Source organism: Psychromonas sp. SR45-3 (assembly GCF_014163575.1).
Taxonomy (GTDB): domain Bacteria; phylum Pseudomonadota; class Gammaproteobacteria; order Enterobacterales; family Psychromonadaceae; genus Psychromonas; species Psychromonas arctica.
This window is the reverse complement of record NZ_JACJDP010000007.1, coordinates 1-14,429: the sequence shown is the minus strand read 5'-3', so window position 1 is coordinate 14,429 and position 14,429 is coordinate 1. Positions and strand designations below refer to the sequence as shown.

At 36.3% G+C, this 14,429-nt stretch carries 11 protein-coding genes; 7 read left to right on the top strand and 4 right to left on the bottom strand.

Annotation, left to right across the window (positions count from 1 at the left end; genetic code table 11):
• Positions 1–313 precede the first annotated feature (313 nt).
• Positions 314–1,339: a putative metalloprotease CJM1_0395 family protein gene (locus H5084_RS05795; RefSeq protein WP_182689853.1), complete on the bottom strand. Its 1,026-nt coding sequence runs from the start codon at positions 1,337–1,339 to the stop codon at positions 314–316.
• Positions 1,340–1,417: 78 nt separating this feature from the next.
• Positions 1,418–1,690 (bottom strand): hypothetical protein, encoded by a 273-nt coding sequence (locus H5084_RS05790; RefSeq protein ID WP_182689852.1) that lies wholly within the window; start codon positions 1,688–1,690, stop codon positions 1,418–1,420.
• Between the two features lie 312 nt (positions 1,691–2,002).
• Between H5084_RS05790 and H5084_RS05785 the strand changes: the two genes are divergently transcribed.
• Complete coding sequence (locus tag H5084_RS05785; protein ID WP_182689851.1) at positions 2,003–2,551, top strand: NUDIX hydrolase; 549 nt, start codon at positions 2,003–2,005, stop codon at positions 2,549–2,551.
• A gap of 122 nt (positions 2,552–2,673) precedes the next feature.
• On the opposite strand, the gene H5084_RS05780 is transcribed toward H5084_RS05785, so the two are convergent.
• Together H5084_RS05780 and H5084_RS05775 are read right to left on the bottom strand one after the other, a co-directional pair.
• Positions 2,674–4,704, bottom strand: coding sequence for a diguanylate cyclase (locus H5084_RS05780; RefSeq protein ID WP_182689850.1), 2,031 nt, complete (start codon positions 4,702–4,704; stop codon positions 2,674–2,676).
• A 214-nt stretch (positions 4,705–4,918) separates the two neighbouring features.
• Positions 4,919–5,563: a DUF2913 family protein gene (locus H5084_RS05775; RefSeq protein ID WP_182689849.1), complete on the bottom strand. Its 645-nt coding sequence runs from the start codon at positions 5,561–5,563 to the stop codon at positions 4,919–4,921.
• Between the two features lie 332 nt (positions 5,564–5,895).
• On the opposite strand from H5084_RS05775, the gene H5084_RS05770 reads away from it, so the two are divergent.
• The 6 genes from H5084_RS05770 (at position 5,896) to H5084_RS05745 (ending at position 14,351) form a co-directional block, all read left to right on the top strand.
• Positions 5,896–6,825, top strand: coding sequence for a patatin-like phospholipase family protein (locus tag H5084_RS05770; protein ID WP_182689848.1), 930 nt, complete (start codon positions 5,896–5,898; stop codon positions 6,823–6,825).
• A 46-nt stretch (positions 6,826–6,871) separates the two neighbouring features.
• On the top strand, positions 6,872–7,414 hold the full coding sequence (locus tag H5084_RS05765) for a DUF1415 domain-containing protein (protein WP_028867219.1): 543 nt from the start codon (positions 6,872–6,874) through the stop codon (positions 7,412–7,414).
• Positions 7,415–7,684: 270 nt separating this feature from the next.
• A complete protein-coding gene (locus H5084_RS05760) occupies positions 7,685–11,512 on the top strand; it encodes an ATP-binding protein (protein WP_182689847.1) in 3,828 nt (1,275 codons plus the stop codon).
• Positions 11,505–12,128 carry a hypothetical protein gene (locus H5084_RS05755; protein ID WP_028867221.1) on the top strand — a complete coding sequence of 208 codons (624 nt, stop codon included), beginning with the start codon at positions 11,505–11,507 and terminating at the stop codon, positions 12,126–12,128. The genes H5084_RS05760 and H5084_RS05755 overlap by 8 nt, the downstream gene beginning before the upstream one ends.
• Entirely contained in the window at positions 12,128–13,372 is a 1,245-nt protein-coding gene (locus H5084_RS05750) for a hypothetical protein (RefSeq protein ID WP_182689846.1), read from the top strand. Before H5084_RS05755 ends, H5084_RS05750 begins: the two co-directional genes overlap by 1 nt.
• 94 nt (positions 13,373–13,466) lie before the next feature.
• Positions 13,467–14,351 carry a hypothetical protein gene (locus tag H5084_RS05745; protein ID WP_182689845.1) on the top strand — a complete coding sequence of 295 codons (885 nt, stop codon included), beginning with the start codon at positions 13,467–13,469 and terminating at the stop codon, positions 14,349–14,351.
• The last annotated feature ends 78 nt before the right edge of the window (positions 14,352–14,429 follow it).

The following is a 14,429-nucleotide window of genomic DNA, read 5'->3' as shown; positions in this document are numbered from 1 at the left end:
GTAATTATTTAATAAAGAGCATAAATGACATTTAAAAATGGCTTTGTTTTTAAAGGGTTAGTTTGGTGGCTTGTACTGTTTTTTTATTAAACTGCACGTAGTTGAAAGCATAACGAGAGAGCCATTTATTTCCAATAATGATTAAACACTTAAAATAGATACGAATTTTTAGTACAATATTTGTGAGGATGTACACAAATCTAAGTTTGATTTGTAATACAAAATGAAGTGTTCTTTTCTATAACTGTTTTCTATAATGCTTTTCTAAATGTAGACTGGAATTGTATAGTGAAATTTAAAATCTGTTACGTCTTTATACTTGGACATTGAAGCTGGCATAGGGCTTAGAACTAATGCTGCTACTTTGATATACATTATTAATCTGTAAACGCCGCGCAATCATATTATTATTTGTTGCTATTTCCTGGCTTTTATCTTCAAGCTCATTATTATTTTTTCTTTGATTACTGGAAACTGTCGCTTCTATATTCTGAGAATTGCTCAGGTTTTGTTGTGTATCTGTGTTATCAGCTGAAGAATCGCTTGCAGAGCCCGTTGACGAATGCTCATGAGTGGTATCACTAGAGGCATCAGGGCGGTTTTCTGCTAAGATATCACTGCGTGCTTGGGTCGCCATTTGATCTGCTTCAGCCGCCACTTTTATATCTTGAGATGAGGGTTGTGCAGGCGCAAGAGCTGCTGCTTTAACTTGTTGCGCTTTTTTTAATGTTGCGTCAGGATCGCCTTCAATAGGCGATGTATCAATAGAAACTTCACCTGACACTGCATACTTTACGCCATCAGGCCCCGTTTGATAGCTATAATTTGGTGAGCCAGCATACTGGCCTCCTGCAGCAGCATGCGCTTGTTCATGGGTATTTACTTCATCATGACTTGTCTTTAAAGAGCTTATTACGGCTAACTCAGCTTCGCTATATGTCTGACTTTGGTCGTTACTTGAATGACTATTTGAATAGCTAGTTGAATCGATCTCGGAGACTTCTTTATTAGTTTTTTGTTTGCTATCTTCAACTCGCTCTGTTTCTGCAATTATTTCTGAATCAGACTGTGATGATCCTTTGTTTTCTTGAGGTGTTGCGATTTGATTAGCATTTTTAATACTGCCATCAATAGTTGGTCTTTGGTAAGTCGGCGTTTGAATTGTTGATATTGAGGGGGAGAGCCCTTGTAAGTTTGGCTGTATTGGCACTGATTTAGAGTTTATTACTTGAGCGTTCACTGTCTCTGATGAAATATTGGCAGAGGAAACGACAGTATCTGCTATTTTTGAGTTTGTTGTAATACTGATAGGAAGTGGGAGAGCTGTTGATATATCCATAAATTTGCTATTCCTATTTATATGCCGATTTATCACTAAACTTTATTACTGCACAAATTTCCTGCTGTAAATATGAATTTAAATTTTTATGTCTAATAAACTGCCTATCGATTTATCATCTTGCAGTTGATTATTCGCTGTAAGCGATTGATATTCAGAAACTCTTGAACTGATCAAATCCTCACTGGGCGCTTGCGCCTGTAATATTGGTTGCTGTGTTGTTACTTCATCAACACTTTGTGTTTGTTTTTGAGTCTCTACTGCTAGGTATTTAAGATCAGAGGTTTCAGGCGCATTTCTTAAGATGGTGATTGGTTGACTATGTAGGTTAATACTGCCGTTAATGTCCATATATTTCCTCCACTGCCTAAATTTTAATATAAAATAATCGTATGATTATGATACACATGAGGGTTAAATACGAATTATTCGGTCAAAAAATGCATCATCACCTGCTTTAGGCTTGATTATTGAGCTGTGATGACGCTCTATGTTAGATGTCCTATCGATATTTTAAGGGCACTCGTGTAGTTAGGTATATTTTTTAAGCGAATGATATAAATAATTAATCATTATATTGTTTTAGGTCGTTCATTTTTTGTTTAATTAAACATTACTCATTAAAATAGGCGCCATTGAATTTAAATATATTTAGAGAGTGTAATGCGTTTACTGCAACGAGTGGTTCATCCTTCGATACAAATTGATAACTTGTCCGTCTGTCATCATCAAAGTTTTACTCGTATCGCAACAAGAGCGATAGTGATAAAAGACAACAAAATTTTGTTAATGTTTACTAAGCGCTATAACGACTACTCCTTGCCTGGTGGAGGTGTCGATGAAGGCGAAGATTTATTGACTGGCTTTAAAAGGGAACTGGCAGAAGAAACCGGTGCCGTTGCAATAAGGAGTGTTCAAGCTTTTGGGTTATATGAAGAGTATCGGCCACATAAGAGTGATAAACATAACCCCGAATGTTCTATCATGCATATGCTCTCGTATTGCTACAGCTGCGAAATAGGAGAACAACTTGGTGCCAATAAACTGGAAGACTATGAAGTTAATAATGGGATGCAAGTGTGTTGGGTTAACATCGACGATGCTATTCAACATAATATTAACACCATGCTAAACGACAAAAAGCAGGGTTTATCAATTCAAAGAGAAACCTATTTAATGCAACAAATAAAAGTGCAATTTAGCTTAGACTGATGACTTATTATACGAATCTAAGTTATTGACTGAAGAAAGGTTTATGAAGGTAGATTTTTGAGGGTGTATAACTGAAGTTACATTAATAACTTCAGTTTAAGATCTCTTTTTAGACCTAAGTATTAGGCTTCAGTTTCTTCTGTGGATTGGACTGCTTTATTTCGTCCTGTTGTTTTTGCGAAATACAGTGCAACGTCAGCGCGTTTAAGTAGATCATTTAAATCTTCGTTAGCGTTAATACGTTGAGTAATCCCGATTGATAACGTTACTTCAATCGTTAGTTGATCATCTATTTTTATCTTGCTATTCGCTAATAGCTCGCAAATATTATTTGCTACTTCGAAAGCGTCTTTTTTATCTATCCCTGTCGTCAGCATGGCAAACTCTTCGCCGCCTATTCGAGCCAAAATAGCCTCCTCAGGTAATGTTTTTTGTAGTGATGCGGCAATAAACTTTAAGACTATATCACCGATATCATGTCCGAAATTGTCATTAATACTTTTAAAATGATCGGCATCTATCATTAGTAAAGAAACATGATCTTCGGCTTCTAAAATTTGACTCGCTTGCATGAAAAAGTGCCTACGATTACTGATTTCTGTGAGCACATCGGTATTAGCAATGTGGTCAAGACGCTTTTCCAATTCAATCCGTTCTGTAATATCAAATGCAGAGGTGCGGGCGATAGCAAAATAACCTTTTTCTAGAATTGAAGTGGCCGACGTAGAGACGAAAAAGGTATGGCCATCTTTACATTGAACTTCTAATACGACACCTTCTATGGTTTTATCAAAGTGTAGATTTTTCAAAAACTGTTTAAATACAGGGACACTATCTTTGGTTAAAAAATCAGTAAAAGATGATCCAATAACTTCATCACGTGTGTAACCTAACCAATTTAACTCAGTTTGGTTCATTTTTATCACTGAGCCATTTTTATCTAAACTGTGGTAACCACAGGGCGCGTTCTCATATAAATCAATTAATTCATTTTTGATGAATAAGTCGTAACGTAGGCGTCTACGTTTTTGTTCTGACATGATCAAAAGCAGTAACAAAATAGCAGCGGAACCAATGAATAATGAAGCTAGGATCACACGGCCTACAGGCTTATAAAAAAAAGAACTTTGATTCATTACATCATAGGGTAAGAAAATAATTAATTTCCAATTATTTTGTTGCCTAGATTGTTCACTTACAGAAAGGTTAATTGCTTGTTCTGCTTGATATTTACCGATGCTATCTAAACTAAAAGGATTGATCGACACGTAGCGAAATATTCCTCGATCAGAGTGAAAGATACCATCGTCATTTTTTTGAATTGTAGGCCATGCCTGTGGATATTGATCTTGAAATTTCTGAGTGACCGTATCAAGGCTTCCTCCCCACTCATTGCTTCTATCATGATTACTTATCCAGTAACCTTCAGGGTCTATTAACATACCTTGACCGTTAATACGTAGCTCCATTTGGTCTCTAAAGTTTTGTAATAATTCAGTGGCGAGATAATTCATCACCATTAAACCAACTGTCTCACCTGCTTTATTGATAACCGGTGTCGCAAAGCGGATAACAGGTTTATAGGGAACTTCGATTTCACCATGCTCTACATTAAGCTCCATCGGAGATACATAAACTTTACCTTTTGGTTGTTTAATACCTTCTTGGAAATAATGCGTATGTTTTTTATTTTGTAAGTTAGCAGGTTTGACTATTTCTAGTGAAGGGCTGATATAGTTTATTCGAATACGTTCGTTACCTTCAATATCCAGCAGTCTTACTTGATCGTAACGAAGAAATGTAGATGCTAAATTAGCAAATAGAGACTCTAATCCTTTTTTGCTTGCAAGGGTGCCATTTTCAAGAAAATCAACGAGTGCTTTAGAGCGCGTGCTCATTTGTAACACCATTAATTGAATTTGCATTTCTTTTTGTAGTGCTTGAGTGGTAGAAGTCACAAATGCTTCTTCTTGAGCAAGCATTGTTTTTTCTAAGTTTTGAGTGTATTGGAATTGGATGTATGCCAAGGATAGTGCCAAAGCTGTTGCTATCAATAAATAGATCCAGATAAAACGACGCAATACAGACACGGTAAAAGAGTGAGATTCGATATCAATATCAATATTGGTATCGTTGGCAGCATTTTTTGTCATTATTATTGATCTTATTTTTGTTGATTGAAGATAAAAGAGTCATGGCGTCTGTGATATTTTGAAGTTAACCTATAACGATTATGAAGGCCTTAAATTAATCATGTTGATAAATTTTTATGTTGATATTTGTATTTAAAGCACATTTTTAATCTGCAGTTAAACAGAAAGCGATAAAGTGTTTGCACAGTGATACCAAGCAAACACTTTAAAATTACTAAGCTATCAATAATTCAGGTAAAAATTCACCTTCGTTATTGTTGTAAATAATATATTCGCCATGATATTTAACCTTAGATTTATAATCAGTCACTTTGTAAAGTAACAATGATTGTTCAAAAGCGGCTTGTAATGCTTCTGGTAAATCACCACGTATATATAAACTAATAGGTTTAACTAATAAACCATCTTCAAAATATTGTTCGAATTGTTGGCTGCAAATAATCATTGATGCTTGTCCTGCACTATGACGATTTAACTTTTCGCCCACTTCAAGGTCAGTATTGACCATCCATTGTAGGCCAGTTAATTTGTCACAAAAATCAATTATTTGTTGTTTATAAACAGGTTTTGCTTTTAAATCTTGGTCAAAAACGTGTTCGTAGTGTGCTTTAATTGCCTGAAAAGTTTCAACTAAAGCCGCGTTTTTTCCTAAACTACGAGCTTTACGTTGCCAAATTTTTAACGTCGGCAACACATCACTTTCAAAACGTTTTTTCTTCATCGCATTGGTTGTCCATGCCGCTAGAAAATGCGTTTCACTGAGTGGATTTTTAGGGATTTTCCCTTTTAATTGTGCTTCATGCAAATCCGCTAAAGCAGTAGTGACCACTTGATGAATTGATGTTGAGAAACTAGTCATGATTATCCTGATGATTAAAAAAATAGTAAGCTAAAAGTATGACAGGCTAAGTACTTACGGACAAGCAAAGATAGGCAATTGTTGTTTGTTGTTGTTAAATAAGGCCTGAACACTTTATATGCTGACAAAAACTAAGTACTAGGACCATCATTAAATGTCATTGGTTCAAATAAAGCAATGTTAATAGCTGACGTTAGTAAAGGTAGAGTGTTAGATAAATAAAAACAATAATATAAATGGTTGTTCACTTTGTAAAGTTCCTAATGCAGAATTGCTACAAAACATTAAAAGGTGGTTAATATGCCAAGGTTCATAACGACAGGGATTTTAATATGGTAACTGAAAATCATGTACTTGAAATAAGTCCCGAACAAAAAAAATGTATATCACTGGTGCTAGGTAGCGGTGGTGCAAGGGGGTTGGCTCATATTGGTATTATTAAGTGGTTAGTTGAAAACAACTATCAAATAAAGTCTATATCAGGTTGCTCAATCGGAGCCCTGATTGGCGGTGTATTTGCTGCGGGAAAATTAGATGAATTTGAACAATGGGTTTGTGGGCTAAGTAAATTAGATATTATTTCATTATTAGACCTTTCTTGGAGTACTAGTGGATTATTACGTGGCGATAAAATCATTGATACGCTATTCAAGTTATTAGGAGATCAAACCATCGAAGCCCTGCCGCTCCAATTTACAGCTGTTGCCGCAGATATTAAGAACGAGAAAGAAGTGTGGATTAATTCAGGCTGCTTATTTGATGCAATACGCGCATCTATTTCATTGCCTTTATTTTTTACGCCGGTTGAGCGCAAAGGTGTGCAGTTGATTGATGGCGGTGTGTTAAACCCGGTGCCTATTGCCCCTACATTTAGCGATAATACGGATTTTACTGTTGCAGTTAATCTGGGCGGCGTTATTGATCTAGATAGAGTCGAACCAGACACCTTAATAGATGTTGTAGACAGTATTGAAGATTTACCATTGCAGCAAAAAATTGGTCACTATATCAAGCAGTTTGGGGATAATTTAGCGTTAACAAGTAGTAAACCTCCGACATGGAAAGCTTATGATGTTGCAGACCAAGCCTTTGATGCGATGCAAAGTACTATTGCACGTTTGAAGTTGGCGGCTTATCCTGCCGATTATAATATAGTGATCCCTAGAAATGCCTGCGGCACTTTAGAATTTGACCGTGCAAAAGAGATGATTGCCTTAGGTTATCAAAGCGCACATAAAGCGTTACACTTAGACACTATTTAAGAATCAAGCATTCAAGTTAAGTGCAACATTGTAAAAAGGGAAACACGTGGACGTAATTAGTAGTACGCAATCTTGGGTTAACAACGTCATTGTTAAATATAATATTTGTCCATTTGCTAAAAGAGAAGTGGAGCGAGGGAGTATTCGTTACTGTGAAGAAGCCAGTACTGAAATTGAAGGTGTATTAGATAGATTAACGGTTGAATGTGAATTTTTAGATACACATCCAGAGACTGAAACTACATTATTAATTTTGAGTGAAGCCTGTAGTGATTTCGAACACTTTTTAGATCTGGTGTATTTATCCAACCATCTTCTACAAATGAGCCATTATGAAGGCGTTTATCAATTAGCTCATTTTCATCCTGATTATTGTTTTGCTGGTGATGATGAAAGTGCAGCGTCTAATTATAGCAATCGTTCACCACATCCCACACTACATCTCATTCGTGAGAGTAGTATGGAGAAAGCCATTGCCGCTCATCCGGATGTGGAAGGGATCCCGGATAGAAATATTGCTTTTTTAAATAAAAAGGGCAGCCCTTTTTTTGCTGATCTTCTAGCGAGTTGTTTGTTAGTTAATAAGTAATTGGTATTTTAAATAAGTCTATTTTTGGGGACTTATGTTTTTAAGTGTTTTTATAATTAGCTTGAATAAACCAGATTATTAATCTAGTAACAATCGTATTGGTTACATATTCTGCATTTACAGAGATTAATACGAAGTGTTGCTTGAAACTGGTCGACAAACCTTATTAAGCAAGATAAGTTTCACTGTTTTTTCGGTTGTATTTATTCATTTAAATATGACTGCTTCATAAACAAACGTTTTTATAATTAAAGTTAACAAGGATTTTCCATGGCAGAACAGGCCTATCAATTATTACGCATTATTATTATCGATAGCTTTTGGAAAGGGCAGGTTAACGAATTAGACTTATCTGGTCATACACAACTTGAAGGTACCAATGGTGCTGGTAAAACATCTTTGATGCGTTTACTGCCACTTTTTTATGGTATGAGACCCAGTGAAATAGTTAGTAAAGTGGATCAAGCTAAAAACTTTGCTGATTATTATTTGCCAAGAGACTCCAGTATGTTGGTTTATGAATACCAACGACCTGGTGGTCAAACATGTATGGCACTTGCCAGTTCAGATGGGCGCGGAGTGCAATTTAAATTCATTGATAGTGGTTTTGAAAGTGGATTATTTATTGGTGAAAATCATTTCCCGTTGACCGTCTCTGAAGTTGAAAGAGCTTATCGAAATTTAGGTGTTGAATGCTCTAACTATTTAGGCGTTGATAAATACCGACAAGTAATTCAAAACTTACGTAGTGGTCGTAAAGTTAAAGAGGTTCGTCAATTACAAAATCGTTTCTCATTCAGTGATTTAGCGACTCCTCATCTAGACAAAGTAGTGAACGGTACGATTGAAAAAAATCTAGACTTTGATGCGGTTAAACAAATGCTGGTGGCTATTGCTAGTGATCACATTGCGCGCAGCGTGGGGCAAGAAAAAGAACAAATCACCCTTAATAAACAAGATATTAGTTTATGGTTAGCTGACATCCAAGCTAGCCGCTCTATTCAAAAAGTAAGTGAAAAAATTGCGTTATGGCAAACAGATTTTACGCAGTTAGACAGTTTATTGATTAAGCTGCAGCATTTGCATGCGGAAATGCTAGCGCACCAGCAAAATATCACTGAGTTACAACAACAACGTAGTGATCAAAAAGTACGCTTTAGAGATCAAATAACGGTCCTAGATAAACAGTTAAAAGAACAAAGCCTGCTACTGCAAACTGAAATAAGCCAAATAGCGGCAAAGATAGAAGCAGATCAAAGCCGTATTGATTTGTTAGATGACGATAAATTAAAGTTTGATGAAAATGACGCAGCGAGTTATCAATTACAAGCCGATAATGCACCGCGTTACCAACAAGCATTAAATGATGTAAATGAAATTATTGAAGCATTTGAAGGTAATTTAAATAAAGTCCAAGCTAAGTTTGAGTCATTGTTACAATCGTTAACCTTGCAAAAAGTACAAGATGAAGCGCGTAATAATGAGCAAGCCTCACATATTAAAGAGCAATCTAACCTACAACTATCGGTCGTGTCCGAAAACTATCAAGGTCAGTTAAGTAAACTAAATGAACAACTTAACGAGTCATTTTTAAAAATAAATATGGACCTGCAAACGCTACAAAACCAGCTGAAAATGGAACAGTTAGCGAAGAAAAATATTACCGTTGAAGCAAGCTTACGGGCTGAGATTGAAGTAAACCAAGTCAGTATGTCAGAAGTTAAAGATAACTTGAGTGACTGCTTACAGGTCTTAAGCTCTGATAATGATCAGTTAAATACGCTAGAAAAACAACGAATTCAACTCTTAGAGCAACATAAACAACATAATCGCCAGCTTGAAGATGTCAAAAAGTCACGTCAGCAATTGCAGCTACAACTCTTACCTGAAGTTAACTCGCTTCAACATTTTTTAAGCAATGAGCCAAACGCGGTAGGTTGGAAAAACAATATTGGACGAGTGCTATCTGCTCAACAGTTAGCACGTAAAGATCTTAATCCTCAATGGGTTCCACAGGCGGATAGCGCAGAAACCTTATTTGGATTGAAAATAGATTTAGATCAGCTGCAAGACAATGATTTACAACTTAATGAAAACGAACTTAGAGAAAAATTAAGTGATGCAGAGCAAAAAATTGCAACGTTGATTAAAAAGGTAACAGATCTAGAGTCTCAACTTAATGAATTGACGAAGCAAATAGCTAATCAACAGGTTTTAATCAGCGAACGTAAACAAAATTTACAAAAAGTAGAATTAAAACGCCAACAATTCAAAGTACAACAAGAAAATCTTGAGCTTAAAAAGCAACATTATTTAAAACAAGCGGCATTAGCGTTTGAAGACAATATTAAAAAGCTCACGACACAAATTAAGAATCAACATACTAAGCTTGAAGAGTTTAAAGAATTGCAGCAAGAGCAACGCTTTGAGTTGAGTAATCAAATGCTTGATCAACGGATGGTCATTGAATCCGATAGAGATAGCCAGTTAGAGCAATTAGCAGAGCAGTTAGCATCTATTAAAGATAGCGCTAAAACACGACAAAAAGATTATAAGCAACAACGCGATCGGGCATTAGAAGAGTTAGATCCTGATGGTGAAGTCGATAAGCGCATTAAACAACGTGTAGAGTTAATTGAAAAACTAGAACAGTGTGCTGTGTGGGCGCGTAAAGCCCGTGAATACCAGCAGTTTATGAATGAACGTTATGTGCATCGTGACCAATTAGTTGAAAAAAACCAAAACCGAGAAGTCCAAAAGCGTGGTTTAGAAAATAGCTTAGCGGATTTAAAAATTGAAAAAAACAATTTAATCAGTGAGCAACAGAAACAATTTAAGAAAGTATCGCAACAATTAAATGACGATGCCGATCTGTTATTACAATTAGGGTTAGCGCAACGAGAGTGTGAGCAATACGGTATCGAAGCGTCGTTAAGTGAATCTGAACCGCATAACAGTGCCGATTTAACCGTGACATTCTGTGGCGATTGGATAAAACAATTTAAAACCATTGATAAACGACTACAAAGTCAAATTACCCAGTTTAATACTGCCTTTGCTAAGCATAATGCCAACAGTGAATTGTATGAAAACTGGATCAAATTAGTGTCCGATAATGATATTTATGAAGGCGCTCGTAGTCTATTTAAGTACCAGCATCCAATTGCTGATTTATTAAGCAGTGCCGCTCAAAAGCAAAAGAATACTTATCAATTAGTCACAGTCAATGCGAATATGATCAATGAGTTTTATCAGCATATAGAAAACTTTGCGCGCCGTATCAAAAGTATTGGCAAACAGTTATCAAGCAACGTAACTAAGCTGGCTCACTTCGAAGCATTAGCGGACATTAATGTTAATACTGTGATGAAACAAGAAGAACTTGATTATTGGGGCCCATTACAACAATTTGCAAAGTTGTTTGAAAAGTATCGTGATGATTTACGAGAAGGGGTGGGTGATATTCCCGATGACTTAATTGTCGCGATGCAAAAATTATCTACTTATCTACCCAGCGATGGTTTTGCATTAGCACATCACCAATTGTTTGATATAGAGTTTACTATCTCAGAAAAAGGGCAACTAAAACATGCTCGTAATGCGCGACAATTGAAAAAAATCAGTTCTACTGGCTTATCCTACTTAGCAATGCTTTCTTTATATGCGGGTATTTTGGGTATGTTACGAGGTGAAAGTGATGCAAAAACACAAATTATTTTACCGGTGGATGAATTAGGTGAGCTTGCTGCAGAAAATATCGACCTATTATTGACCATGTTTAACGATAATGCGATCACTATGCTATCAGCTTCACCTTCTACAGATAGGCATATTTTGTCTTTATATCAACGTCATTATAAGATTAAAGATAATAAGATTTTTCATGCGCATATTCCAACTTCTCGTTTAGATGAATTGTTGCTACAACGTAAAAAAGTAGCCGAACAGCTCAATAGCCAAGTACATAACAATGCAAGTACAGACGTAAGCGTTAATGTCAGTACACAAGAAAAACGTGAGCAAACTAATACAGAGAGTAAACAGCCGGCATCAAGCACTGATATAGATATGATCACAAAGGAGCCACAAAATGTTTAAGCAAACTGTTCAGCAACTACTAACAGGAGCGGTCATTTGTGAAACAGGGTTTGCCGATGAATACCTATTTTTACAGGCTCAATCTAATCAGGATCGTGTCTCAGATTTTTTGTCTAATTTAGATCGTGATTTAACGTACTTAGACAGTGCCGATGCCTATTATTGTACTTTTAACGAAGTGGATACCAATAATAGTGCCGAACTGACTACTTTATTTACTGATATTAGAGGTATGTTTCGTCCTTTAGTGGAATTCTTAGAGCTTATCCTGACTGCCAGCCAAACTGATTTACCGATCCACGCTAAATCAATTATTAATATTAATGAACTGTTTGATCCCTTTGAACATGATCAAACGTTACGTGAGCAACTGCGTCATTTAACTGCTATACGCCCTTTTAAAACCAATAAGTTAGAAAGCCGCGAACAGCTAGTGTTTGTTTTTCATAAGCTTGAAGAGTTAGGGTATTTTGTGCGTAAGAATGCTGGAAGTAGTCGTTATTTTGCGACGGCTCGTTTTGATTTGATCTATTTGTTGATTGAGTTTTTGAATGACTCCGAGCGTATAGAGTTACCCGAAACGGAACAGCAACAACAAGAAGAGTTATTGTTTTAATGGCTGGTTACGATACTAAAGATGTTGCGGAGTTATTACGTCAACTTGGTTCAAACGACCAATTGCTTGCTGAAGCCTATGTATTCGGTTCGATACAAGGCGATGGCGGTGATGCACGTAAAATAGCTGCCTTACATAAAAAATCTTTATTAAGGCCGGACGATGAACCCGGTGATTATCGTGTTAGTGCTGAACTAAAACGCATGTTAAACCGATTAATGCGCAAACAAAGTAGTTATCGTCAACTTACTGATATGGGTAAAGTGATTGATGTATTGGAAGATACTGTCAACGACTACCGTTTATCAGTGATTGGTGATCAACAAGAGGACGCAGAATATTACTTAGATCAACTTGATGATCTACTTTATGAAGCAAAAGATAACTTAAATGTTAGCTTAGATAATATGCATTATGCCATTTCTAGTCAGTTTGGTTTTGTCTCTACTATTAGCGCCAAGGTTCGTGAAAACGAACGTGCTTTAACCTATGCACAAAAGCTATTAACTGAGTTGCAACAGATTGACCCTGAAACCTGTTATGAATGGATGAATTGGGCTTGCCCGGTTGAACTGGCTCGTAAAATTAGTGGTTTCATCTATTGGTTTAATCAGACCCTTCCAAGGTTACGTTACATCATTGATAGCATGCGCTTAAGTTTATTTAAATTAAGACGCGATGAAAAACAGGCAAGCCTATTACGCAATATGGCACGGTATCTTCACAAACACCCTGAATTTGAAATTAATGAACAGGTGTTTGAAGACAAAACGTTACCGAAACCATTGCGTTTTGCTGCGCCTATGCCGATTAAGTCGTATATCAATGTTAAAGAGACAGCGCATGAAACTGCATTAATTGAAATTGTGCAATCACTGCGTAAATTGAGTTCAGTAGTTAAGCCTAATGCACGTGAAACATCAGAAGTTGAATTGATTGCTAATGTTGCAATGAGTTTCAGTTACGATTATTTCGAAGAGCAAACAGAACGTTTATTTGAGCAAGCAATTACCACAGGTAACCCCGTTTCTGCTATAAAATATTGGCAACAAGCGTTACCGGAATGGCACAACGAACAGCAGCATATCGACCCGACACCCTGGGTTGAATTAGTGTTTAGTAGTTATTGCAAATTAACTAATATACAACAAGCATTGATAGATATTCGCCCTAAGGGTCAGCAATTACAGGGTATTTCCCATAATTGGTCGTACAGTGATATTGTTGTAAAGGTAAACAATTAAATTCCATATGAATCGAAGTTCTCAAGCTAATAATTAGTGACATTGCTTGAACCAAAGAGCTAAGCGCAATAACGATAATGAATAGCTGAATAGAATGAGTCATTCCCATTTCAATAAAATACAATATGATTTTTTTGCAAGGCATCTTCGCGCCGATCTCGGTGCCGTGAAAGCAACCCAAAGCTGCCGTTGGATGGTTGATACTCATCGTCTTGGGCGTATTCAAGATGGGTGGTGGTTTTATACTGAACAAGATAGGGCAGCTATCATTGAATTAGTGCAACGAGAGTTACACATTGATTTGCTTTTTGAGCACTATCCGGATAAAAGTGCGCGTGTCGATAACGCTCTGAGCCATAATAATGAAAAATTTAATGCCTTCTCCGTCAGTAATGACTTTGTGTTGGTTAACGCTTTACAAACACTACAGCTCAATGGTCGGGAGATAGAGGTAGGTTCGATTTCTTCATTGGGTTTATATGTTAATGCCTCTAAAATTAACAGTGTAGAACATCAATATATTGTGCTGGTTGAAAACCTAGCGGTAATGGCTAATTTAAAATATTTAGTTTTCTTGGATAATGCAGCACATTTAAAAAATGCTTTATGGCTGTATCGCGGTGATCAAAAAGCAATACAAAGCACCCATAAAGCCTATGCGTTTTTTCGATCATTTACAGCTTCACATCAGCTATTATGTTTTGCGGATATAGACCCTAAAGGATTAGAAATTGCTTTAAGTAGCGGTGCGAATAAAATCTTGACGGTTCAAGCAAAGTCGCTTGAAACCTTCAACATTAGCGGCATTGAAAAAGATTTTTATAATCAAATTCAATCAGTTAATTACCTGAAAAGTAAAACGTTATCAGAAGATTGTCAAACTTTGTTTGCTACAATTTGTGCACATAAAAAAACCATTAAGCAAGAGCATATTTTAGCCCACCAAATTCCTGTGGCCGTGGTTGAACTATTCAATTAAACCTATTAAGTGTTATTAGCAGAACAACTATTACTTAGTAAAAAATGTTTAGTAAAAAATGTTTAGTAAAAAATGTTT